Raw genomic sequence first — 23495 nt, forward strand, 5'->3', positions numbered from 1 at the left:
TGGGGCGTATTGGGAAAATCAGCTCAGGTTCCCTAGCGGTAACCGTTGTTGGTGGGGTCGGTTTCCAGCAGGTTGGGGTTCAGCTGGATTTCCTCCAGGGGGATGGGCAGGAGGACGTGTTTCGGCATGATGTTGTCGCCCGGGTTGTTCCAGGGGCGGTGTTCGGTGGACTTGACGGTCTCCAGCAGGATGCCCCAGCGGATGAGGTCCATGCGGCGGTGACCTTCGGCGGCCAGTTCCCACTTGCGCTCGTCGTACATGGCCTTGCGGAACTCATCCTGGCTCATGCCGCTCCATGGCTTGTCGGGCTCGAAGGCCCGGGCGCGCACGGCGTTGACGTACTCGTAGGCGCCTTCCGGACCGTTGAGTTCGTTCTCGGCTTCGGCGGCCATCAGGTAGATGTCGGCCAGGCGGAAGACGATGTAGTTCTCGGGGTGGTTGCCCCGGGGGGAGTTCTCCTGGTCGAGGTTCCAGTTCTTGCGGTAGTAGGGGAAGCTCAGTTCGTATCCCCGGTACTCGGTAACGATGGTGGCAGTGTACCGCATATCACCCTCCTCCCAGTTCGTGGAGTCGGCGATTTCGGGCAGGGGGACGGCCCAGCCGTAGCCGGTCATGCCCTCGCCGTAGGAGGCCAGCAGGTCGCTGTACAGCTCCACGCGGGTGGGCGTTCCGGGGCCATCGGGGCGGTCGTTGCGGTTGGCGGGTTCATCCCGGATCCGGGGGTTGTAGTCGTCGGTACGGGAGGTATTGCCGTCGCCGAATACCGGATCCTTGGTGAAGTCGACAGCGAAGATGTGCTCATCGTTGTACTGGTTGGCGGGGTCGCTCTGGTCAAATACGTCAGCGAAGTTGTCCAGCAGCCGGTGGGGGGAATTCTCGATGATGTCGCGCGATTCCTCCAGGGCGGCCTGCCACTCCTGGTCAAAGAGGTGGTACTTGGCCTTCAGGGCCGCGGCGGCCCACTTGCTGGCGCGGCCCAGGTCGCCCCCGGAGTAGGAGGCGGGCAGCAACCCGTAGGCCCGCTCCAGGTCGGCCTTCATCTCGCTGCGGATCAGCTCGCGGTCGGTGCGGGTAATGGCGGACAGCTCCTCGGTGGAGGGCAGCTCGCGGAAGTAGGGCACGTCACCCCACAGGTTGGTCAGGTGATAGTAGGCCAGGGCACGCAGGAACAGCAGTTCCCCCAGGGCCTGGTCGCGGGCTCCCTCCGTCAGGTTCTCGCTGCTTTCGATGCTGTTGATGAACAGCGCCGTGTTGCGGGCCATCTCGTAGAGGGAGTTCCAGGTGTCCTGCCCGTCGGCTACCCCCTCGTCGATGAGGTAGTTGTGGATCAGGCCGTTGACGTTCCGGCTGGGCCCTACCACGTCCGCGCCGTTTACGTAGTAGTTGTCCAGGCCACGGGTACGGTACAGGCTTGTCCGGTAGAGGATGCGGTACACCCCGTTTACGGCCAGCTCCGCTTCGGCGTCGTTGTTGAAGAAATTATCGGTGGTGATGCCGTCGCGGAATTCCTCGTTGAGGAACTCGGTGCAGCCGGCCAGCGGGATCAGGATAACCGCCAGCAACAGGGAAAGGGAAAAGGGGATATGACGTTTCATGATTTTCTGTTGTCTTGGGTTAGAAGGAGGTGTTCAGGCCGACGGTGAAGGACCGGGCGTAGGGGTATTCTCCGGTGGAGACGCCCTGCTCCAGTCCCGAGCCGTAGTTGCTCACCTCGGGATCGCCGAACGACCAGTTCGTGATCAGGAAGAGGTTGTTGCCGGTCACGTACACCTTGAGGTCGCGGACCACGCTGCCGATGCCCATATCGGCTACGGGAAGGTCGTAGGTCAGGCTTACCGTTTTTAACCGCAGGAAGGAGGCATCCTCGATTCCCAGGGTATTGTTGGGGTTGAACAGGCTGGTGGAGGTGCCGGCCCGCGGAATGTCGCTGTCTTCGTTCACCCCTTCGCGCCAGCGATTGACCACCGCGGGAAGGAGGGTCTGGTCGCCCCGCCCGAACAGGCCGGTCTGGGCCACGCCGTTGTAGCCGTCGTTGCCGTAGGAACCCTGGAAGAAGACGTCCAGGGTAAGGTCGTTGAACTGGAAGGTATTCCGGATGCCGCCGTAGAAGTCGGGCTGGGGATTACCGATCACCACGTAGTCGAGGTCGTTGATCACGCCGTTGCCGTCCTGGTCCAGGTAGCGGGGACCGCCGATGAAGGCGCGCCCCTCGAAGCCGTCGGCCGCGATGGTTTCCGCGTCCTTGTAGGTGCCCAGGTAAACGGCGCCCACGTAAACGGGGGCGGGCTGCCCGGGAATGAGGCGAATACCCGCTCCGCCCTGGTTGGTGGGCTGCCGCAGGTTGATGAACTCATCGCCCCCCAGGTCAAGCACCTCGTTGCGGTTGGCTGATAGGGAAAGCTGAGTTTCCCAACTGAAGTTGCGGTTGGAGACGTTGAAGCTGCGCACCGCCAGTTCTACCCCCCGGTTGCGGATGGAGCCGACGTTCTGCAGCTGGCTGCCGCCGGCCGTACCGGGCAGGTCGCGATTCAGCAGCAGGTCCTCGGTGGTCTTGTTGTAGTAGTCCGCTTCCACGAACACCCGGTCTTCCCACAGGCCCAGCTCAAAGCCGAGGTCGAACTGACGGGTGGTCTCCCAGGTCAGGTTCCGGCTCGGCAGGCTGCCGATCAGGACCCCGTTGACCAGGGTCTCGTTGAAGTAGGCGTTGACGTTGTTGAAGCGGGCGATGGAGTTGTAGATGGGTACCCCCTGCTCGCCCACCTCGCCGAAGCTGCCGCGGATTTTCAGCCGCGAGACGAGGTTCGATTCACTCAGGAAATCTTCGTTGTGGACGTTCCAGGCCGCGCCCACCGAGGGGAAAAAGGCGTACTTGTTGCCCGGCTCGAAGACCGACGAGCCGTCGCGGCGGCCGGTCAGCGAGATCAGGTACTTGCTGCTAAAGCTGTAGTTCAGGCGGGCGAAATAGGACACGAAGGTGCGCCGCGAATAGCCGGAGCTCAGCTGGTAGGTGGCCGGGTCGGAGCCGAACGACAGGTTGTTGAACTGCACAACGTCGTTGGGGAAGCGCTCGGCGCTGGCGTTGAAGCCCTCGCTTTCGTTGCGCTGCAGGGAGAAGCCACCCAGCAGGTTGAAGCCGTGGTTGCCGACGTCGAAGGAGTAGGTAGCCGTGTTCTCATTCAGCAGGTCGTTGCTCTGCACCGTATTGATGCTGGCGTAGCCGCCTCGGTTGTCGATGAGTCGCTCCGGCAGGGCGCCGGGCAGGTAGAAGTTGCGCTTGTAGGAGCTGATCTCGGCCCCCAGGCTCGTCTTCAGCAGCAGTCCCTCCAGGGGCTCCACCTGCAGGTAGGCGTTGGCCAGGAGGTCGTTGTCGTAGCGGCCGTCAACGCGCAGTTCCTGGTCCGCTACGGGGTTGCGCTGCAGGGAGGCACTAACGGGGTTGACGGCGGTGTACTCCCCGTTCTCGTCGTACACCTCCCGCGTGGGCAGCACGTGGCCGACAATGTCCGAGTAGTTGATCTTGTTGTTGTCGCGGTTGGTGCGCGAGAGGTTCACCCGCACCCCGGTGGTGAATTTCTCGCCGATGCTGAAGTCGAGGTTCGTGCGCAGGGAGTAGCGCTGGAAGCCTGAGCTTTTGATGACGCCGTCCTGGTCAAAGCGGTTCATCGACACGTAGTAGTTCGTCTTGCCGGTATTGCCGCGGATCGACAGGTCGGTGTTCACGATCTGCCCGGGCTGGGTCACCAGGCCCAGCCAGTCGGTGCTGGGCGCGCTGGCCGGATCGTCGAAGATCAACGGCAGGGTCGGGTCGGTCGCTCCGAAGCCGTCGGGCCCGGGAACGAACTGGGCGGCTTCGTTGACGTAGTTGGCGTACTCCTCACCGGTGAGCAGCTCGACCTGGTTGGTCACGTGCTGGGAGGTGTAGTACTGGTTTACGGATACCACTGGCCGCTCCGTTTGCAGGCCGGCTCCGGTCTTGGTCGTCACCAGCACAACGCCGGAGGCACCCCGCGTTCCGTAGATCGCCAGAGCGGTGGCGTCCTTGAGCACCTCGATGGAGGCAATGTCGTTGACGTTCAGTGTATTCAAATCGAAGTCCGACCCGGCAATGAAGCCGTCGATCACGAAGAGGGGGTTGTTGTTGCCGTTCACCGAGTTCGTACCCCGGATGCGGATGGTAGTCCCGTTGCCCGGAGCTCCGTTATTGGAGGTAATGGCCACCCCCGTAGCCCGCCCCTGCAGGGCCTGGTCGAGGCGGGAGACGGGCTGGTTCTCCAGGATGTCCCCCTTGATCTGGGAAACGGAAGACACGAGGTCCCGCTTTTTGGTTACCCCGTAGCCAACGACGACCACCTCATCGATCAGTTGGGCGTTTTCCGACATCGTTACGTCGATGCGCGTCTGGTTGCCTACGGGAATCCGCTGGGTGGAGAATCCGAGAAAGGAAAACACCAGGGTATCCCCGGACGTGGCGTTTACCGAAAATTCGCCGTCCAGGCCGGTAACGGTTCCGTCGCCCCCGGGGGACACGGTGACGTATACGCCCGTCAGGGGGAAGTTGTCGGTGTCCTCCACCACCCCGCTGATGGTTTGCTGGCCGTAGACGCAGGCCGCCGCGCACACCAGTGCCGTAAGGAATTTGAGTTTCAACATGACCGAAAGTTTGACTAAGTTTTATACCGAGAGCGAATGAAATTCTGACATTTCATCGTCTGGCAAAACTAACGGTCGGTTTCAGCCACAGCGGTTCCGTTCATCTCTATGAGGGGGCACAAATCGTTCACCGCGAAAAGACCCCGCTTTCCTGGCCCCTGGGGGACGGCAGCAGGGGATTCTACTGTCTCATTCGGGGGGCCGGGAGGATTCACGCGCCGTACACGGCACCCGCGGACCCCGCCGCCCTTACATGGCCTTCTCCAGTTCCTTCTCGGCCTTGACTTCGTCTACCCGCTTGGCCAGGGCTTCGAGTACGTCCTGGGCCTGGGTGAGGTTGAAGACCCGCTCCTTGATGAGGGAGAGCCGGCGCGGTGTCTGCTTCAATTGCAGTCCGCGCAGCTTGCCCTCCTCGGCGATGATGCTGCTGAGGGCGCGGAAGATGGCCGAATCGTAGTAGAGCGACTGGGCGTCCTCCACGAAGAAGCACATGAGCTTGTCGTTTTTAAGTACCACGCGGTCGAAGCCGAGCTGCCGGCACAGCCACCGGAGCCGCAGTCCGTCGAAGAGCTCGTTGACCTGGTCGGGGATGGGTCCGAAGCGGTCCTTGAGGCCGTTGGCGTAGGCCTCCAGTCCGGCCTCATCCTCCAGGTTATCGAGGTCCTGGTACAGCCGCAGCCGTTCCTGGGTAGATTCCACGTAGTCCGTCGGGATGTGCATCTCGGTGTCCGTCTCAATGGTCACCTCCCGCACGAAGTCGCTGCCTTCGGTCATGGTATCGGCGAATACGTCGCGGAATTCCCCCTGCTTCAGCTCGCGCACGGCTTCCTCCAGGATGCGCTGGTAGGTTTCGTAGCCGATGTCGGCGATGAAGCCCGACTGCTCGCCACCCAGCAGGTTGCCGGCGCCCCGGATGTCGAGGTCCTTCATGGCGATGTTGAAGCCGCTGCCCAGGTCGCTGAACTCTTCCAGGGTACGCAGCCGCTTGCGGGCGTCGGGGGTCAGGACGCTGAGCGCGGGTGCAATGAGGTAGCAGTAGGCCTTCTTGTTCGAGCGTCCTACCCGACCCCGGAGCTGGTGGAGGTCACTAAGGCCAAACTGGTGGGCGTTGTTGATGATGATGGTGTTCGCATTGGCGATGTCCAGCCCGGTTTCGATGATGTTGGTGGACACCAGCACGTCGTACTTGCGGTCGATGAACTCGATCAGCGTTTGTTCCAGTTCCTTGGGGTCCATCTGCCCGTGGGCGGCGGCAAACTGCACGTCGGGGCACAGTCGGCGGAGCATGGTAACGATGTCGGTGAGGCTCTTCACGCGGTTGTGGACGAAGAAGACCTGTCCGCCGCGGTACACCTCATTCTCGATGGCCTCCTTGATCACGTCTTCATTGAACTGCCGCACCTCGGTGTGGATGGGCTGGCGGTTCGGCGGGGGGGTGCGGATCACCGACAGGTCGCGGGCGTTCATGAGGCTGAACTGCATGGTCCGCGGGATGGGCGTGGCGGTGAGGGTGAGGGTGTCTACGTTGACCTGGATGGCCCGCAGTTTCTCCTTGGCCTTCACGCCGAACTTCTGCTCCTCGTCGATGATGAGCAGTCCGAGGTCCTTGAACTCGGCCCGCTTGCTCAGGATAGCGTGGGTGCCAATGAGTACGTCGAGCTTGCCCTCCTTGAGGCGCTTGAAGATCTCCGTTTTCTGTTTGGCGGTGCGGAAGCGGTTGATGTAGTCGACGGAGACGCCGAATTCGTCGAGGCGTTCCTTGAAGGTGCGGAAGTGCTGGAGGGCCAGGATGGTGGTGGGCACGAGTACCGCCACCTGCTTGCCATCGGCGGCGGCCTTGAAGGTGGCGCGCAGGGCGATTTCCGTCTTGCCGAAGCCCACGTCGCCGCAAATCAGCCGGTCCATCGGGTGGGGCTTCATCATATCGCCCTTCACGTCGTTGGTGGCCTTGAGCTGGTCGGGAGTATCCTCGTAGATGAAGCTGGCTTCCAGCTCGTTCTGCAGGTAGCCGTCGGGGGGAAAGGCGTGGCCGGGGGTGGCCTTGCGCTTGGCGTAGAGCTTGATGAGCTCGCCGGCCATGTCCTTCATTTTCTTTTTGGTCCGCGACTTCAGGTTCTTCCAGTGGTCGCCGCCGATCTTGTCCAGCCGCGGCAGCTGTCCGTCCTTGCCGCTGTACTTCGAGAGCTTGTGGAGGGAGTTGATGCCGACGTAGAGTATGTCGTTGTTCTTGTACACCATGCGTACCGACTCCTGCACCTTGCCGTTGATCTCCAGCTTTTCCAGTCCGGAGAAGCGGCCGACCCCGTGGTCGATGTGTACCACCAGGTCGCCGGGCGTCAGGTCGCGGAGCAGGCGCAGGTTCAGGGCCTGGTCGCGGGTGAAGCCGCGGCGCAGCTTGTAGCGGTGGAAACGCTCGAAGATCTGATGGTCGGTATAGCAGGCCGCCTCCAGTTCGGAGTCGATGAAGCCGGCGTGGATGGACACCGGCACCGGCTCGAAGCGCACGTCGGCGTTCAGGTCGCGGAAGATCGAGTAGAAGCGCTCGATCTGCTTGGGGTTGTCGGTGAAGATGTAGTTGGTCAGTCCGGAGGAGGTATTCTCCAGCAGGTTGCGGATCAGCAGTTCGAAGTTCTTGTTGAAGCTGGGTTGCGGCTTGGCGCGGCAGTCAATGGCGTGGTCGATCTTGACCGGCTGCTTGTAGTCGCTGAAGAAGACGATGGGCTTGCCGCTCACGTCGTCCATGACCTCGCCTGGGCGGATGAAGGCGCGGTCGTCGAAGAGCTGCTTGAGCTCCTCATCATCGATCAGGGTGAGGTTCTTGCCAAACTCCTCGGCCTTGCGGAAGGCCTCCCCTAGGCGGTCGAGCAGCAGCTGGAAATCCTTGAGCCAGATGGTGGTATTCTCCGGCAGAACGTTAAAAATGCTCGTCTTCTGGTTGCGCTCGAACTTGGTGTTGATGTTCGGGACGATGCTCACGTAGCTGACGCTCTCCACCGAAAGCTGGTGGAGGGGGTCGAAGGTGCGAATGCTCTCTACCTCGTCGTCGAAGAGCTCGATTCGGTAGGGGTACTCGTTGCCGTAGCTGAAGATGTCGATGATGCCCCCCCGGATGCTGAACTGTCCGGGCTCGTAGACGAACTCCTCCCGCTTGAAGCCGTACTCCACCAGCACCTCGATGATGGTGTCGACGTCGATGTCCTCCCCCTTGGTGATTTCAATGCGGCTGGCGGTGAGCACGTTTGGTGCCACCACCTGCTCGAAGAGGGCTTCGGGGTAGGTGACCACGATCTCCCCCTTCGACTGGCTGTGGGTGAGGTAGTTGATGGTCTCCGTCCGCATGAGGACGTTGGTGGTGTCCAGCACGTCGAAGTAGAGGGGCCGCCGGAAGCTGTCGGGCAGCAGGCGGACCTGCTTTTTGGGCAGCAGGGCGGCGATGGAGTTCTGGATGTAGGCGGCTTCCTCCTTGTCGGTGGCTACCACCAGGAAGTGGCCGCCCGCCTTGTGGTAGCAACCCGCCAGCAGGAAGCTTTCCAGGGCTCCGGCCAGGCCGCGCAGCTGGACACGCGGGGCATCATCGCCGTTGGGCCGGGTAAAGGAAAGGATCTTCGCTACCCGGTCGCTTTCGGCGTAACGCTGCACTAACTGCTCGGTCGGATTCAAAAGAAAAGGAGTTTGGGAAAGGTACACCCCATTAACCGCCGCGGGCGGACCTGGGTTTTACGGAATTCAGAGCCGGGGGGCCAAACGCAGGCGTGGCAGACCGGATTGCTCCGATCTGCCACGCCTGAATTGCCGGGCGGTTGTCCCGCCGGGGAAAGGACCGGGCCTAGTAGCTCCAGAGGTCCTGCTCGTAGTTGAAGATCTCCTGCTTGATGCGCTCGGATTCGATCAGCTGCTCGCGGCCGCTGCGCTCGGGGCGGTCGATCCGCTCGTCGAGGACGTTGCTGGCCTTGGTGATGTAGCTGTTGAAGAAGCGGTATTCGAAGACGTCCTCCCAGCTGCGGTTGGCCGCGTCGTTGCCGTAGGCGAAGGCGCTTTCGTTGGCCAGCAGCTGGCGGGCTTCGGGGTAGTAGACCCAGAACATGGGCCGCTCGATGGTGCGGCTGTTCTCGGTGGTTTCCTGGATCATCGGGGCGATGCCGAGGATGCGCACCTTCATGGTGCTGCTCTCCTTGTCGAAGAACCACATTTCCTGGATGCGGTACCGCATTACGCTGGTGGGGTCGAAGAGGCGCTCCTCGTACACCTCCACCTGCTCGTAGGTGTTGGGGTCGGTGACCAGTACGGTATCGATACCGCCGGCCATCTGCTGCAGGGTCTGCTGGTCCATCAGCATGGAGAAGTTGTCTCCGCCAATGGGGTCAAACACCCGCAGATCGCCGTTCTGGGCGGCTTCCAGCAGGATGGTGATCAGGGGCCGCTGGGGGTTGATGAAGGGCAGGTTGATCTTTTCCTGGACGTCGATGACGCGCCAGATGCGCCGCTTCCACATGATGTCGGCCTCACGCAGGTTCTCGTAGGGCAGTACGCGGCGCTCGCGGATGGAGGTGCCGTCGACGATGTCGTTGAGGGGCGGTTTGAACTCTTCCCCTTGCATAAGGACATTGTCGTCACCGGCGCCGGGGAGCGTAAAGGTGCTGGGCTGCTGCTCGGGGTTATTGGGGGTCTGGGCGGAAGCCACGGCGGAAACCGCGACGAGGAGCAACAGAACCATCTTATAAGCTGCCTTCATGTGGGAGGAGGTAGTTTGAAAATTAATCATACTGACTTATGCACAACGTTGTTCGCCGGGGCTATGGTATGCCGTCTACCAAAAACGGGCCGGTAACAGCAAGAACTGCTACCGGCCCGCCGGGGTTGGTCGGCCAGGGGCCGAAAGGGGTTACCGGATCGTGAACGACATGGTACCGAGGTCGCGGGGAGCGCTGTCGCCCGGGCACTTGGCCTTGATGTTCTTGAACAGGTAGTTGTCTCCGGGCTTGGCACGGCCTACGAGGGCGGCGGCCTGTCCGGCAAAGGCTCCTCCGGGGTTGGAGGCTACCAGGGCGTCTTCCCGGGCGGGAACGTACAGCATCTGGAAGCCGGCAATCTCACAGCGGGCGTCAAAGTCGAAGTTCTTCAGCTCCGCGAAGAGGCCCCGCTGGGCCCGGAAGGTAGAGTTGGCAATGTCGCCACCCTGCTCGCCACCCATGGTGGGTACCGGATCGGGGATGGGCTTGACGCGGAAGGGGAAGGTACCCAGCGTCTGGCCGTTGGCGGTTACCGTTACGTTGGTCGTACCGTTGCCGGTGGGGCGTACCCCGCGGACCACGTAGCTGTTGCCCGATCCGGTGCCGGTGATGGCGTCGCCGAAGCTCACGCGGACGTCGTTGGAGGCCACGCCGGCGGCGGCTACGGTGAGGGGGTTATCTACGCCCATGTAGAAGACGTTCATCTTGTCGGCGGATACCGCTACGGAGCGGGTACCGATCTCGTAGGTGAACTCACCGTCCTGCTCCACGACCTCACCAGTGAGGGGGTTCTTGACGGCTACGTAGGTACGGATGGTCTTGGGACCGGGGGCGCCACTGGCCACCAGGCTGAAGTCGGCCGTACCGTCGGCCTTGATCGGCAGGTTCTGGCCGTTCACCCGCAGGGTGATGTTCTCGGGCTGGAGGGAGCTGGAGTAGCTGCCTACGGACACCTTGGCGTTCAGGCGCTCACCGCCGATGACGTAGCTCTTGTCGGCCTGGAAGACGGGGAAGAACTTGTCGAAGACGATCTGCTTGCCGCCGGCCATCTGCACGATGTCGTTGACGAGGTTGGCTTCGGACACCTTCAGGTCGGACTGGATCTGCGACATCAGGGGCAGTACCGCGGCCAGGGGCATGTGACCAAACTTGTGGTCGGCCCAACTTACCTTCTTGTTGTTGGAGGTGCGCCAGGTATCGTCGTCGATGCTGAAGGGCATATTCTCGGCCACGCTGGCGATGCGGGCCTGCCGCTGCGCCTCGTTGAGCTGCAGGGTCTCCCCGTGCTCGTTGAGCAGGTTGCTGTAGATATCGATCAGCCGCTGACGGGTTTCGATGATGCGCTGCTTCAGCTCTTCACCGGCACCGACGCCTTCCCGGATCTGCCCGTCGGGGCCCTGCACCAGCAGGCGGGTGGTCACGTCCTTGTTCTTCTTGCCCTTGGGGGCCAGGACGCCGTGGCTTTCGATGTAGTCGCCCTCGGTGGTGACTTCTCCGTCGTTGTTGCCGGAAACGTCGATGAGGGTGTCGCGCAGGTCGCCAACGTAGGTGTTGAAGGAAGCTACCTCCCGGCGGATGTCCTCGATGGCGGGTTGAAGCACCCGGTACTTGGCCTTCGATTCGTCCTTGAGGAGGTCGTTGAGGCTGGCGACGGTTTCTTCGATCTGTTCGTCTACGGTGGCGATACTGTTCTTGTTGCCCTGGTCGAGGGTCTGAAAGGCATCCATCACCTCAGCGGAGACGTTGAGGGCCAGCAGTGCCATCAATACCAAGTACATGATATTGATCATCAACTGCCGGGGTTCCTTTGGAATTGACATACAATGTGTTGATTGGGACCGCCGAGGCGGGGGCGGTCAGGGGTTTAGAATGTTGGGATTATACTTTGGCCGTCGGGGCGCGCATGGCACTGATCATGTTCCCGTACACATTGTTCAGGGTGGTCAGGTTGCCGTTGAGCTCCTGGAGGTTCTTCTTGTAGACCTTGGTCTCGTCGGAAGTAGCGGCCAGGTCGGCCATGGCCTCGTTCAGCTTGGCGTAAAAGTTACCCATCTGCTTGATCTGGGCGGAGGTACCGCTGAAGTCGGCGTCCTGCAGGGCCTTCAGGCTGCTCATGCTCTTCGACATGGTCTGCAGTTCCACCAGCATTCCACCGAGCTGCTCTTCCACGACTTCGCCGTTCAGGGCGGCCACCTGGGGGGTGGTGGTGGTTACGGCACCGGGGGTGAGGGGCTGTACGTCGCCGTCGTAGCTCGACAGGCCGGGGTAGAGTTTGTCCCAGTAGTAGTCGGGGTCGGGCCCCAGGATTCCGATCAGGAGGAAGAGACCGGCTTCTACCCCTAGTCCCAGGGTCAGCAGGTCAATGGTTACGCCACCGATGGTAGGCATTTCCCAGGACTGGATTTTGTAAAGCGCTCCAAGCATGACGACGGCCGCGCCGACACCGATGATGAAGTTCTTGATGTACTTGAACGTGGGGGATTTAAAAAAGCCCATAGGAGTAGTATGGATTAGGAATAACGGGAGAGAAAAGGGAGGCGAGCCGACTGCGGCAGCCGCACCAGTGTAATTAACGGGGTTTTAACAGCGTGAACATAGCCCTTATTGCTTAGGCGTTAAAAAAAGGTACGGCCGGTCAGCCCGCAGCCGTTCGAGCTTCGGGGCGATGTACCGCCGGCAAAAGGGGCGCCCGGGATCACTGCGGTAATAGTCCCGGTATTCAGGGGCCGAAGCCCGGAAGCCGGCAAAGGGCAGCACCCGAGTCACCAGCGGCCGCTCGTACGTCCGGCCCAGTTCCCCGAGCACCATTGTACAGAGGTCAAACTGCGCGGTATTGAAGGAATACACCGCCGAACGGTACCGCCCCCGCAATCCGTGATCGCTGGTCGCGGCGTGGGTAGTCAGGTGTACCGCAAGCAGTTCCGCCAGGGCAATCCGCCCCGGATCGAAGTGGACAATCACCGCCTCCGAGAAGGCAGCGTGGGGCGGGCGGGAAGCGATCCACCCCTGTTCCACGCCCACCACGCCGGCCAGGGAGACGAAGACGCCCTCCGTACACCAGTGGCAGCCGCCACCCAGGCCAATGCGTTGTAGATCAGACACCCCGGGTAAACACCCTCGGGGAAAGTATGGATGTCAGGCCACCGCCTTTTGCCGGCTCTTCCAGATGAGTCTTTTGCCCTCGCGTCGTACGGCCGACGCCGACCGGCCAAACAGGATGGCCAGCCGCTCGGCGTCGTTGGTGTAGCACATGGCCTCGATGAGCAGGGCCCGCTCCTCCCCCATCCACGGCTCAAAGGCCCGGGGCAGCCGCTGCCGGGCGCGCTGGATGTACGCCGGCAGCTTTTCCGTGGCCTTGCGGAGCCCAAGGGCGGCGACTTCCGCGCCCAGTTCCTCGGCTTTCCCGGCTTCCAGCTTGTCAAAGGGGTCGGTGTCGAAGAAATCCTCCTCCTCCCAGCCGCTTTCTCCCGCCGCCCGCAGCTCGGTTGCCCGGACAGGTTCGGCTTCGGCCTGTTCCTGCAAGGCGGCCACGATGGCCCGCCGGGGAAACACTCCCCGGTATTTGCGGAAGGCGGGAAGACAACGGATACGGGGATCGACGATGCTCGCACTGCCGATGAGCACCTTGGAAAGCTGGGCCACCGTCGGCTCGTAGCCCAGGTCCCGCAGGTCGTCGCGGAGGCTGGCTACCTCGGCGGGGGTGATGACCGACGTCGCTGATTCCCGGTCGGCCAGGCTGCGCAGCATGTGCCCAAGCGCCCGGCGCACGTCCGGGTCGTAAAGGCAACTGCCATTGGGAGCAGGAAGGTTGGTTCCGGGGTCCACCCCGCTGTACAGGGCGTGAAGGTGGGTAGTGAGTTCGGTTCTGTTCATGACGCAAGTGATTTGGGTTCGTCCCAAACTTGCCGCCATCCTTCCGGTATACTCGTCCTTTATCCGTTTACTTGCGATTATATGCGTTTAAAAACGGCTACGTTTGGTCTTGGTCAGGGTTTTATGGTGCCCTGCACCCCGTCGTCCATCGTTTTACCCACGACCACCGAGGCGGCCATCTTGGCGAAAGCGACCACCTTGCCGTGCTGGGTATCCCAGTAGTAGCCCTCCCGGGGCTTGAAGTGGATCAGGCTCAGGTTGGGGTCCAGCGGTCCTTCCTGGAACCACACCTTGGAGAGGGGCGACCATAGTTCTTCCGCTTTCTGCCGGTCGTAGAGGACCACGGCCTCCCCGAAGAGGCTGAGATACTCCTCGTTGTTCTGGCTGCTGTAGATCAACTGGGCGGCGGAGTCGCGCTGCAGGTCGGCGTTCCGGTCGCTGTCCTTGGCGCTGTAGAACCAGATCGAGCCATCCTCCTCCACCTGCTGGGTAGCCATGGGGGTACTGCTGAAGGGCTTTTCGCCCAGGTTGGTGCAGAACATGCAGGTCCGCACGTCACCGGTAATTTTCTTGATCTTCTCGATGGCCTCGCGGCTGAAGAGGTTTTCGGTCTTGCCCATGGTGTCTTTTTGTAAGCCGAACGTAGGCGCCACAGCCGCGGTTCGGGCAACTTCTGCATCGGGGCGCGGCCGCGGGTGCCGGCTATTCGCCGAGAAATCCCTGCACCCGCGTCCGCGCATTGTTCCTCACGTTCAGCCAGAACAGGTTGTAGTCGGCCACGTGGTAATTGCGGGTGGTGAAGAGAACGTCGCCAAAGAAGCGGGGCCGGTTGGTAAAGAGGGCCGCGCCGCGGATTTCAGCTCCGACCAGATTGGGGATGGGGCCGGCATTGTAGTTATAGAGGACGCTGCCCTCGTTCAGGCTGGCCGGGGCTAGGCCCGCAGCGGTCGTCCACGTCAGCGGGTTCACCACCGCCACTTCCGGATCGTCCGTCCCGGGCGGGGGCTCGAAATCTTCCCGGTAGGTCCGCCAGCTCACGAAGCAGCCGGTCTGCTCCGGCGATGTACAGACGGGAATATCCGGGAACTCCGCCCGGCGAACGGGCATCCCTACCAGATAGGCCGCAACGAGCTGGTCGCGGAGGGGCCGGCCGACGAAGCGATCCGCCAGTAACCGAATCGCGTGCAGGGTGCCCTGGCTGTGGCCGGCGATGATGATGGGACGCCCCTGGTTGTAGTAGCGGAGGTAGTGATCGAAGGCGGCCAGTACATCTGCGTAGGCCGTGTCCAGGGCCTGCTGCTTGACTCCACTGCCCTCCCGGTAAAAGACCCCCAGGTGAGCCTGTCGGTAGCGGGGGGCATAGACCTTCGCCGCCCCGTTGAAGACGCTGGCCTGGTTCAGGATGGTGGACCCATCCACCTTCCGGTTCAGGTCCTGGTCGGACAAGCTGGCGTTCCAGTAGCGGTTGTCCCGCCGGGTAGCGGTATAAATCGTGGGGTGGACAAAAAAGACATCCGCCCGGGCGGTGGACTGCGCATCGCGGAGGCTGTCGCCGGGAGTGCGATCGGCAAAATCATCGGTAAAGGGCAGGGCCGCCCAGTGTTGGGTGAGCCGGTAATCGGGAGGGGGAGGAACGGTAAATTCACCCGCCCGGGGCAAAGCGGGTTGGGAGGCACAGGCGGAGAGTAAAAACAGCAGACCGCCCAGTGCCAGGCCGATCGTCCTTATTGACTTACGTGGCTGCCCTGCGACAGGTAGACGCCAATAAGCGCCAGAATTGCCAGGAGAAAAATGGTCATGGTTTGATTGGGATAGTTGTTGGTACAACCCTGAATTTTTACCAGAAGTTTGCACTACGACCGAATTGGGTGGAGGGCCCGTTCCAGCAGCTCGGGCACCCGGGCTACTTCCTCCGCGGTGTTGTAGAGGGGGGCGGGGGCCAGGCGGAGTACACCACCGGCGCTGCCCTCGAGATTGTCCTGACGGTAATCACAGATCAGGCCGAGGGCCGACAGCTCCCGCTCCAGGTCGGGGCGGTGTCCGGGTACGTAGACGGATACCTGGGCGCCGCGCTGCTCCGGGTCGCTGCCGGTCAGCAGCTTCACGCCGGACAGCGCCTGCAGTTCGGCGTACAGGCGGGCGGTCAGTTCCCGGCTCCGGGCCCTGAGGGCCTCCATCCCGCCGGCGCGGGCGAAGAGGGGCAGGCTGGCCAGCAGGGGCGCCAGCCCGAGGACGGGGGCGGTCGACAACTGCCAGCCCGCGGCTCCGGAAGCGGGGTGGAATTCCGGCTTCATCAGGAAGCGGTCGCTCTCCCGGTGCCCCCACCAACCGGCGAAGCGGGGCAGGTCGGGGCGGTCGGCGTAGCGCTCGTGGACGAAGAGGCCACCGGGGGCTCCGGGCCCGCCGTTGAGGTATTTATAATTGCACCAAACGGCGAAGTCGCAGTCCCAGTCGTGGAGGGAAAGGGGCACGTTCCCGGCGGCGTGAGCCAGGTCGAAGCCCACGGTGGCCCCTACCCCGCGGCCGGCGGCGGCGATGGCGGGCAGGTCGAAGAATTGTCCGGTGTAGTACTGGATGCCGCTCCACAGCACGAGGGCCAGTTCGTCGCCGGCGGACTCGATGGCGGCCACGATCTCCGCGGTATCGATGGTCGTCTGCCCGGGGCGGGGGCCCACCTCGATCAGGTCGTGTTCGGGGTCCAGCCCGTGGTAGCGCAGCTGGGAGTGTACGGCATGCTGGTCGCTGGGGAAGGCACCGCGCTCCATGATGATCTTGCGCCGCTGGCCCTGGGGGCGGAAGAAGGTCACCATCATCAGGTGGAGGTTCACCGTCAGGGCATTGGCGGCCACCACCTCATCCGGGCGGGCGCCGACGATGGCGGCAAGCCCCTCCTGCAGGCGGCGGTGGTAGCCCAGCCAGCCGCCTTCGGGGCCGCCCCACCAGCCTTCCACGCCGCGGTCGCGCCAGCTGTCGAGTTCCCGTTGCAGAAAGTCCGCCGCCGCCCGGGGCTGGAGGCCGAGGCTGTTGCCGCAGAAGTAGAGGTGGGGGTGGCCGTCGGGGCCTTCGGGGATGTGAAACTCGTGACGTAGCATGGCAATCAGGTGTGAAGGGCGCCCTCCGCGGCAAGGCGGCCGCTGCGCAGGGCCGCGTCAAGGGATCCGTTAAGTTGTTGGTCGCCGGCCAGAAAGATGCGTTCGGCGAGCCGGCTCTGGGTAGCATCGTAGCGGTAGGCTACGGGGTTCACTTCCGGCAGGGCCTGCGGAATGTCGTAGCGGCGGATGAAGCTGAGGGCATCGTTCGGCAGGCGGGTATGCCGCAGCAGGTCCTGCTCCACCTGGGCGATGGAGTCGGAATCCGGGCGTTCCTTCAGGCTCACGCTGATGAGCGAGCCGCCCTGCTGGTGCAACTTGTAGGTAGGGGCCACCTCGTCCACCACGCTGAAGGTGTTGATGGTACTGGTGGGGTCGGCCACCAGATTGATCAGCCGGTTTTCCTTCTGCCGGCGGTTGCTGTAGAAGTAGAGGTTGGTGGTCGACTTCCAGCGCTGGGGCTCTCCGGCCAGCTGGGGGAAGAGCGGGCCGGGGGGGCAGGCCACGATGATGGCCCGGGCGGTCAGGCTGCTGCCGTCGTCGAGGCGCACGCGGTCTCCTTCCACGGCGGTTACCCGGCTGTTGGTGCGGATCTCGGTGCGCTGGAGGCGGGCCGCCAGCTGGCGGGGTACCGCCTGTATGCCTTCGGCGGGCAGCACGGCGCTGCCCTGGGCAAACATCTTGAGGACGAAGCGGAACAGGGCCGCCGGCGTCTCCAGCTGCTGCTCCAGGAAGATGCCCCCGAAGAAGGGGCGGAAGAACCGCTCCACGATTTGCTCACTGAAACCGTAATCCCAGAGGTAGTCCATCGTGGGCCGGGAGGTGTGATCGGCGAAGCAGTCTTCGGCCGTGATCCGCCGTACGCTGATGCCGAGCTGGGCCAGGCGGATCTTGTCGTTCAGGGTGCCCACCGGCGAGAGCAGGGAGCGGAACAGCTGGGCGGGCTCCCGCAGGGGATCGGCAAAGCGGAAATGCTGTTGTCGGGTGTGGACGTGGCCGCCCGGACGGAAAGGCTGAACGTTCAGGGCCTCCAGGTCGAGGTAGCGCTTCACCTCCGGGTAATCGGTAAGCAGCACCTGAAAGCCGCGGTCGAGCCGGAACCCGTCTACCAGATCGGTGCGCATCCGCCCTCCCGGCTCGTCCTCGCTTTCCAGGATGAGGGGGGCGTGGCCGGCGGCTTCCAGGGTGAGCGCGGCAACGAGGCCGGCTACGCCGCCCCCGATGATGACGAATCTGGTATCGGTCAAGACTGGGTATTTTGGGGTGTAAAGATGGTAAACTATGGCGAAGGGGCACCTCTCCCCTCCCCTCCCCGCCGCTCCGCCAGCAGGTATACGTAGCGGAGGAAGACCCCGTAGGCGGCCACCGTACAGATGATGAGTCCCTCCCGTCCGTCGCGGAACCCGCCCTGGATCACGTAGTGGCGGAAGAAGCGAAAGACGGGCTTCACCAGCAGGTGGAACAGCCCCACCCGGGGCGTCGACGCCCCCTGGTCCATGGCTTTCCAGCGGGCGTACCGCCGGTTTTTGTCCAGGAAGTGGTCCACGCTCTTGAAGGTAAAGTGTTGGAAGCGCCCCCGCAGGCTGCCCACCCGCAAATTCCGGACTTCAATTTCCTCGTGGACCTGCTGCTGGTTGTAGCGGGCCCGGTCGCGGTGGAAGAAACGTACCACCCGGTCGTTGCCCCATCCGCTGTAGCGGATAGGGCGGCCCATGAAGTAGTTGTCGCGGCCTATCCAGTAGGCGTCCACCAAGTCTGGGGCGGCCAGCAGGTCATCAATCTCCCGCCGAAGCTCGGGGGTTACCACCTCGTCGGCGTCCAGCAGCAGTACCCACTCGTGGCGGGCCCGGGCGATGGCCCAGTTCTTCTGGTCGGCCGGACCGGTGTAGGCGCGCTGGGTCAGGCGGACGTCGGGGCGGGCCGCCAGCCATTCCGCCGTGCCATCGGTACTGAAGCTGTCGACCACGTGCAGGTCGTCGCTCCACCCCTCGACGCTTTCCAGGGACCGCCCGATGATGTCGATCTCATTGAAGGTCGTATAGATGATGGAAAGCGGGCGGCGCATCAGCAGCTCAACTGCCCCTCGCTCACCCGGCCATAGGCCACGAAGTGGGGGTTGCGGAGAATTTCCTTGTTGTAGACCAGCTCCTTGCCCGTGTCGTCGTTGACGAGGCGGCCGCCGGCTTCCGCCAGAATGGCGTGGGCTGCGGCGGTGTCCCACTCCATGGTCGGTGCGAGGCGGGGGTACAGGTGGGCGGCACCCCGGGCCAGTTCCAGGATCTTCAGGGAGCTGCCGCGGCTCACGATTTCCGGTTCGTTCAGTTGATCCATGAAGGCCTGGGTCTTGTCGTTCAGGTGGCTGCGGCTGGCCACCACCCGCAGGTTGGGATCCTGGAGGGTGAAGGAGGCCGCGTGGATCTGACCACTGCCGTCCTGCCAGGCGCCGCGACCCTGGGCAGCGTAGTACAGCTCGTCGGTGGCCGGTACGTAGACGGCCCCGAGTACGGGGCGGCCGTTTTCCACCAGGGCGACGTTGACGGTAAATTCGCCGTTCCGCTTGATGAATTCCTTGGTGCCGTCCAGGGGGTCCACCAGCCAGAAGCGGGTGTACTGCTGCCGCTCACTGTAGGGGATGTCCTTGCCTTCCTCGGACACGACGGGGGCTTGGAGGATCAGTTCCTTCAGCCCCTCCACGATCACTGCATTGGCGGCCTTGTCGGCCTTGGTCAATGGGCTGTCGTCGTCCTTTTGTTCGACGCCGAAATCGTTGCTGTTGTAGATCTCGAGGATGGCGGCTCCGGCGCGGCGGGTAATCTGGCCGACTTCCCCGGCCAGCTTCAAGTAGTCAATTTCCATGGCGCAAAGGTAAGGATAAGCCCCCGACGGACTACCGGATCAGCGATGCAGGGCCCAGCTCAGGAAGTCCCCCACTACTTCTCCCCAGGTTTCCGGTTCGTGGCGGCCGCCCTCCACCTCTACGTAGGCCATGTCGCGGCCCACCTCCAGCCCCTTCTCCCGCAGCAGGGCCATGAGCTGGAGGGTATCGTCGATGGAGTCGATCACGCCGTTCTGGTTGCGGTCCTCCGTCTCGTCGGCGGTGCCCGCCATGAACCAGAAGCGGTTGGAGATGGTCTTTTTCTTCCGTTTGGCCACGTAATCGTGCACGATGCGGTGGGCGTCGGGGAGCTTGGGGTTAAACGCCTTGTGGCGGTACCAGAGGGAGCCGCTGAACACCCCGGCGGTGCGGAAGTGCTGGGGATTGCGCCAGGCCAGGTCGAAGGCGTTCAGACCGCCCAGGCTGAACCCCGCGATGCTGCGCCGCTCCGGGCCGTGGTAGAGGTTGTAGTGGTCTTCGAGCCAGGGGATCAGTTCCAGGGTGATGAACTTCTCGTAGGCCGGGGCGGCGGCCCCGTTGCCCGCGTGATCGCGGCGCCCCGCGGTGCCGTACTCCTGCATCCGGTCGCCGGCGTGTACCCCCACCACCAGGGTGGCCGGCAGGTTGCCCTTGCGGTAGAGCTTGCTCAGCCGCTTCTTCAGGTTCATTTTCTCCAGGTCCTGCCCGTCGTTGAAGATCACCAGGGAAAGTAGTCGCCAGGGCGGCACGGAGGGCCGGTACACGTCCAGCCGCACCTCCCGGCCCAGGTGGGTACTGTGGAGGGTATAGGTACGCCGCAGCAGGCCCCTGCGGCGGGACAGCAGGCTGCCCGCCAGCTGCCGGAAGAAGGAAAGCGGTTTCACCCCCCAAAGGTAGCAGTATTGCCGCGGTTTGCTACCTTGAAGCCCGCCAGCCCCCGACGCCCATGCACGAAGCCTATACCGAGTTCTACAGCCACCACCTCGGCCACCACGTCAAGATGCTCACCTTCGGCACCCACGGCTACCCGCTGGTGATCTTCCCCACCACCCTGGGGAGCTACTACGAAGCCAAGGACCGCGGCCTGATCGACTCCGTGCGCTGGTTCGTGGAGCGGGGCTTCATCCAGGTGTTCTGCCCCGACAGCATCAACGATGCCAGCTGGTACGCCAACATCCACCCCCGCCACAAGCTGGAAAGGCACATACAGTACGACAGGTTCCTCTACGAGGAGTTCGTTCCCCAGATCCGCTGGAACACCCCCTCCGGGCGCATCGCCTGCGCGGGCATCAGCTTCGGGGGCTTCAGCGCCACCAACTTCGCCTTCCGCCACCCGGAGTACGTCAGCCACCTCTTCAACCTCAGCGGGGCCTTCGACATCAAGTCCTTCCTGCGGGGCTACTACGACGACAACGCCTACTTCAACAACCCGATGGACTTCATCGAGGGGGCCAGCGACCCGAACCTCTGGAACATGAAGATCATCCTCGGCACCAGCAACTGGGACATCTGCCTGGACGCCAACCTCAAGTTCTCGGAAAAACTGCGCCGCAAGCGCATCGACCACTGGCTGGACGTGCGCGGCAACGTGGAGCACGACTGGCCCCTGTGGCTGGAGATGCTGCCCCACTACGTGAGTATGATCTAGGGCACCGGAGTGCGGGTGCCGTAATCCGTCCATAAATCCCCCCTCCCCATGGACCTATCCACCCACCTGCTGGACAGCTACCGCAGCCGATTCGCCTACTACCGCCAGCTCGGGCAGGCGGCCATGGCCCAGCTCAGCTTCCCCGAACTGCAACGCGACGACGCGGCCCGCTCCAACAGCATCGCGGTGATCGTCAAGCACCTCGCCGGGAATATGCGGAGCCGGTGGACGGACTTCCTCCACACGGACGGCGAAAAACCCTGGCGGCAACGGGATACCGAGTTCGTCGACGATTTTCGGGACCGCGACGCCCTCCAGGCCGCCTGGGACGAGGGGTGGCGGGTGCTGGAAACCGCCCTGGCGGAACTGCGCCCCGAACTACTCGGGGAGGTGGTCTACATCCGCAACGAAGGGCATACGGTGATTGAAGCCCTCAACCGACAACTGGCCCACTACAGCTACCACGTGGGGCAGATCGTGCTGCTGGCCAAGCAGATCCGGGGCACGGACTGGCGGTCGCTCTCCATCCCCCGGGGTGAATCCGAGCGGTACAACGTCGAGCGGTTTGGCCGCGATGCGGAAGACGGGTCAACGGAGTAGTAAACCCTCAGGACACCCCGAAGAACTCGATCTGCACCATGTCCTCGACGTTGATGCCTAGCAGGGGGGCGGCACGGCCCAGGTTGACGGCAATTTCCAGCAGCCCATCGGAATCGAAGCGGCAGAGGGGCTCACCCTCGGGCACGTCGTGGTAGCGGAAGCTCAGGCCGTCCAGGGGGGGCATCCGCTTGACCAGCAACTGGAAGCCGCGCCCCTCCCCCACCTCCTCGAAGAGTTTGCGGGTGATGTTGGTGGTCACGTTGTCGAAGCGGTCGATGAAGACCACCGACCCCCGGATGTAGTTGGGCCCGATCACCGGCTGGAAAGCGAGCCGCTCGGTATAGCGGGTGGCGGGCACCCCGATCTCATGAAAGGGCTTGCGGCGGGCCAGGTGGCTCACCGCCCGGGCGTAAATCGTACTCAGGGAGGTATCCTTGTCGTAATCGTCGAGCACGTAGGTCTGCTCCGGCACCGCTCCGAAGATCAGGGAGAAAATGCCGTTGTCCGGAGCAATGAAGTAGTGGCCCTCGTGGTAGGCGGCCAGGAAGCGGCCCCGCGGCTGATAAAAGTCGTAGACGCTCAGCAGGTGGATGGTCCCCTTGGGGTAGTGGTCCCACACCTTGTTGAAGATGAAGGCCGCGCGGACGATGTCGTAGGTGGGGATGTCGTGGCTGATGTCCACGATCTGCAGGTCCGGCTGAACGGACAACAACTGGGCCTTGAGCCGCGGCAGGTGGAAGTCGCGGCCCCCGAAGTCAGTCGTCAGGGTAAGCAGGGTATGGTTCGCGGTGGCCAAATACGCAGGGGTTTGCCACAAAGTAAGAGCATCGGAAGGAATTGCCCCCGGTTCCGGGCCATGGTTCCGGAGCTTTGCTGCGGGTCACGCCCGGAGAATTACTTCCGCCGGATGCTCCTAGGGCAATCTCCGCGAACACACACAACTCCTGCCCCGGTTATACGCATAGTCTTTCTCCTGCTCACGAACCCGACGTCAGATCCATGCCCCACCGCCCCCCCTTCCTGCTGGCCCTGCTCCTGCTGCTGTTCACGGCACCCGCGGCCGCGCAAATTGAACTGGAACAGGGCAACCTGGAAGTCCTCACCGACGACCACCCCGTGTGGTCCCGCCCCGGCGTCCGCTACCGCAGCCAGAGCCGGGGCGTGGCGATCCGCTACGAAACCCAGCCGCAGTTCGCCTGGAAAGCCGGCGAGGGCCTGAAGGGCGGCAAGCAGACAGTGACCCACCTGGAGCAGTTCACCTTCAAGTTCAAGATCCCCCTGCTGAATACCCCCCAGAACAAACTGCTCCTGGGCTACGAATGGGATACGGAGAAGTACTTCTTCAGCGACCCCTACCGAGGTTTTGAGCGACAGCCCACCCTCTTCCAGTTGCTCGACGAACGACGCCTCAAGGCCAACAAGCTCTCGGCCTACTTCACCCACAGCTGGGACGAGCGCTTCTACACCTCCGCCCGGTTGCGGATGTCGCTGAACGGCGACTACCAGGGGCTGATCGACTTCGGCAGCATCTACCGCACCTACAGCGCTGCCGCGGTGTACGGCAAGAAGGTGAGCCCCGACGAGGAGTGGGCCGTGGGCATCACCTACAGCAACAACAAGGCCCGGCAGATCGCCCTGCCCTTTTTCGTCTATAACCGCACCTTCAACCCTCACTGGGGCATACAGACGGCCCTGCCCGGACAGGCCTACCTGCGCCGCAACGTAGGAAAGGAGCTGATGAACACCTTCCTGCTAGGCGCCACCTTCGACAGCCGCTACTACGCCCTGAATACCGAGGACCGGGGCAACTTCTCGGAGCTCGGGCAGTTCTTCCTGCGCAACAACGGCGTGCGCGCTATGCTGCAGTACGAGCACAACCTCAGCGCCTGGGTCTGGGCCTTCGGTCAGGCGGGCTACTACCTGCCCGTGAATACCCGTTTCAACCCCGCTTCGGACATCGACCTGGACCTGGAAACCACGGTGGAGGCCCGCCCCTTCTTCCGGGTCGGCGTATTCCTGGCCCCTCCCAAGGAATTCATCAAATAAAAAGA

19 protein-coding genes are annotated in these 23495 nt (G+C 63.1%); 3 read left to right on the forward strand and 16 right to left on the reverse strand.

Translation table 11 applies throughout. The features are described from left to right. Positions 1-32: 32 nt before the first annotated feature. The 15 genes from CGL56_RS12370 to CGL56_RS12440 all read right to left on the reverse strand — a co-directional run bounded on the left by CGL56_RS12370 (position 33) and on the right by CGL56_RS12440 (position 20080). The gene (locus CGL56_RS12370) at positions 33-1595 is read right to left on the reverse strand and encodes a RagB/SusD family nutrient uptake outer membrane protein (protein WP_099106880.1); all 1563 of its coding nucleotides are present in this window, start codon (positions 1593-1595) and stop codon (positions 33-35) included. 19 nt (positions 1596-1614) lie between these two features. Beyond that, positions 1615-4650 carry a SusC/RagA family TonB-linked outer membrane protein gene (locus CGL56_RS12375; RefSeq protein ID WP_099106881.1) on the reverse strand — a complete coding sequence of 1012 codons (3036 nt, stop codon included), beginning with the start codon at positions 4648-4650 and terminating at the stop codon, positions 1615-1617. Between the two features lie 249 nt (positions 4651-4899). Continuing rightward, the gene (mfd, locus tag CGL56_RS12380; protein WP_099106882.1) at positions 4900-8310 is read right to left on the reverse strand and encodes a transcription-repair coupling factor; all 3411 of its coding nucleotides are present in this window, start codon (positions 8308-8310) and stop codon (positions 4900-4902) included. A gap of 166 nt (positions 8311-8476) precedes the next feature. Further along, the gene (gene porN, locus CGL56_RS12385) at positions 8477-9382 is read right to left on the reverse strand and encodes a type IX secretion system ring subunit PorN/GldN (protein ID WP_099106883.1); all 906 of its coding nucleotides are present in this window, start codon (positions 9380-9382) and stop codon (positions 8477-8479) included. A gap of 150 nt (positions 9383-9532) precedes the next feature. Continuing rightward, positions 9533-11200, reverse strand: coding sequence for a type IX secretion system motor protein PorM/GldM (porM, locus tag CGL56_RS12390; protein ID WP_099106884.1), 1668 nt, complete (start codon positions 11198-11200; stop codon positions 9533-9535). A 58-nt stretch (positions 11201-11258) separates the two neighbouring features. Beyond that, positions 11259-11876, reverse strand: a complete 618-nt coding sequence (locus CGL56_RS12395) for a GldL-related protein (protein WP_099106885.1) — start codon at positions 11874-11876, stop codon at positions 11259-11261. A 105-nt stretch (positions 11877-11981) separates the two neighbouring features. Then, on the reverse strand, positions 11982-12482 hold the full coding sequence (locus CGL56_RS12400; protein ID WP_099106886.1) for a peptide-methionine (S)-S-oxide reductase: 501 nt from the start codon (positions 12480-12482) through the stop codon (positions 11982-11984). 33 nt (positions 12483-12515) lie between these two features. Next, positions 12516-13253, reverse strand: coding sequence for a hypothetical protein (locus tag CGL56_RS12405; protein WP_099106887.1), 738 nt, complete (start codon positions 13251-13253; stop codon positions 12516-12518). Positions 13254-13366: 113 nt separating this feature from the next. Then, positions 13367-13873, reverse strand: coding sequence for a pyridoxamine 5'-phosphate oxidase family protein (locus CGL56_RS12410; protein ID WP_167641591.1), 507 nt, complete (start codon positions 13871-13873; stop codon positions 13367-13369). 82 nt (positions 13874-13955) lie between these two features. Further along, positions 13956-14912 carry a DUF3089 domain-containing protein gene (locus CGL56_RS12415; protein ID WP_167641590.1) on the reverse strand — a complete coding sequence of 319 codons (957 nt, stop codon included), beginning with the start codon at positions 14910-14912 and terminating at the stop codon, positions 13956-13958. Positions 14913-15106: 194 nt separating this feature from the next. Then, positions 15107-16345 carry a kynureninase gene (gene kynU / locus CGL56_RS12420; RefSeq protein WP_099106890.1) on the reverse strand — a complete coding sequence of 413 codons (1239 nt, stop codon included), beginning with the start codon at positions 16343-16345 and terminating at the stop codon, positions 15107-15109. Positions 16346-16350: 5 nt separating this feature from the next. Further along, complete coding sequence (locus tag CGL56_RS12425; RefSeq protein WP_167641589.1) at positions 16351-17589, reverse strand: NAD(P)/FAD-dependent oxidoreductase; 1239 nt, start codon at positions 17587-17589, stop codon at positions 16351-16353. 32 nt (positions 17590-17621) lie between these two features. Next, positions 17622-18407, reverse strand: coding sequence for a glycosyltransferase family 2 protein (locus CGL56_RS12430; protein ID WP_099106892.1), 786 nt, complete (start codon positions 18405-18407; stop codon positions 17622-17624). Further along, positions 18407-19198 carry a 3'(2'),5'-bisphosphate nucleotidase CysQ gene (gene cysQ, locus CGL56_RS12435; protein WP_099106893.1) on the reverse strand — a complete coding sequence of 264 codons (792 nt, stop codon included), beginning with the start codon at positions 19196-19198 and terminating at the stop codon, positions 18407-18409. The genes CGL56_RS12430 and cysQ overlap by 1 nt, the downstream gene beginning before the upstream one ends. A gap of 39 nt (positions 19199-19237) precedes the next feature. Beyond that, positions 19238-20080 carry an alpha/beta hydrolase gene (locus tag CGL56_RS12440; RefSeq protein WP_099106894.1) on the reverse strand — a complete coding sequence of 281 codons (843 nt, stop codon included), beginning with the start codon at positions 20078-20080 and terminating at the stop codon, positions 19238-19240. A 62-nt stretch (positions 20081-20142) separates the two neighbouring features. On the opposite strand from CGL56_RS12440, the gene CGL56_RS12445 reads away from it, so the two are divergent. Continuing rightward, positions 20143-20844, forward strand: coding sequence for an alpha/beta hydrolase-fold protein (locus tag CGL56_RS12445; protein WP_099106895.1), 702 nt, complete (start codon positions 20143-20145; stop codon positions 20842-20844). Between the two features lie 48 nt (positions 20845-20892). Then, on the forward strand, positions 20893-21444 hold the full coding sequence (locus CGL56_RS12450) for a DinB family protein (RefSeq protein WP_099106896.1): 552 nt from the start codon (positions 20893-20895) through the stop codon (positions 21442-21444). 7 nt (positions 21445-21451) lie between these two features. On the opposite strand, the gene CGL56_RS12455 is transcribed toward CGL56_RS12450, so the two are convergent. Further along, positions 21452-22240, reverse strand: coding sequence for an SAM hydrolase/SAM-dependent halogenase family protein (locus CGL56_RS12455; RefSeq protein ID WP_245184059.1), 789 nt, complete (start codon positions 22238-22240; stop codon positions 21452-21454). A 203-nt stretch (positions 22241-22443) separates the two neighbouring features. On the opposite strand from CGL56_RS12455, the gene CGL56_RS12460 reads away from it, so the two are divergent. After that, positions 22444-23490: a hypothetical protein gene (locus CGL56_RS12460; RefSeq protein ID WP_099106897.1), complete on the forward strand. Its 1047-nt coding sequence runs from the start codon at positions 22444-22446 to the stop codon at positions 23488-23490. The last annotated feature ends 5 nt before the right edge of the window (positions 23491-23495 follow it).

Source organism: Neolewinella marina, from assembly GCF_002631205.1.
Taxonomy (GTDB): Bacteria; Bacteroidota; Bacteroidia; order Chitinophagales; family Saprospiraceae; genus Neolewinella; species Neolewinella marina.

Bases quoted from the DNA above. Each gene is read 5' to 3' on its own strand.
- kynU (WP_099106890.1), bottom strand. From the start codon at position 16,345: ATGCTACGTCACGAGTTTCACATCCCCGAAGGCCCCGACGGCCACCCC.
- CGL56_RS12370 (WP_099106880.1), bottom strand. From the start codon at position 1,595: ATGAAACGTCATATCCCCTTTTCCCTTTCCCTGTTGCTGGCGGTTATC.
- cysQ (WP_099106893.1), bottom strand. From the start codon at position 19,198: ATGGAAATTGACTACTTGAAGCTGGCCGGGGAAGTCGGCCAGATTACC.
- CGL56_RS12410 (WP_167641591.1), bottom strand. From the start codon at position 13,873: ATGGGCAAGACCGAAAACCTCTTCAGCCGCGAGGCCATCGAGAAGATC.
- porN (WP_099106883.1), bottom strand. From the start codon at position 9,382: ATGAAGGCAGCTTATAAGATGGTTCTGTTGCTCCTCGTCGCGGTTTCC.
- CGL56_RS12405 (WP_099106887.1), bottom strand. From the start codon at position 13,253: ATGAACAGAACCGAACTCACTACCCACCTTCACGCCCTGTACAGCGGG.
- porM (WP_099106884.1), bottom strand. From the start codon at position 11,200: ATGTCAATTCCAAAGGAACCCCGGCAGTTGATGATCAATATCATGTAC.
- CGL56_RS12395 (WP_099106885.1), bottom strand. From the start codon at position 11,876: ATGGGCTTTTTTAAATCCCCCACGTTCAAGTACATCAAGAACTTCATC.
- CGL56_RS12430 (WP_099106892.1), bottom strand. From the start codon at position 18,407: ATGCGCCGCCCGCTTTCCATCATCTATACGACCTTCAATGAGATCGAC.
- CGL56_RS12460 (WP_099106897.1), top strand. From the start codon at position 22,444: ATGCCCCACCGCCCCCCCTTCCTGCTGGCCCTGCTCCTGCTGCTGTTC.
- CGL56_RS12445 (WP_099106895.1), top strand. From the start codon at position 20,143: ATGCACGAAGCCTATACCGAGTTCTACAGCCACCACCTCGGCCACCAC.
- CGL56_RS12450 (WP_099106896.1), top strand. From the start codon at position 20,893: ATGGACCTATCCACCCACCTGCTGGACAGCTACCGCAGCCGATTCGCC.
- CGL56_RS12375 (WP_099106881.1), bottom strand. From the start codon at position 4,650: ATGTTGAAACTCAAATTCCTTACGGCACTGGTGTGCGCGGCGGCCTGC.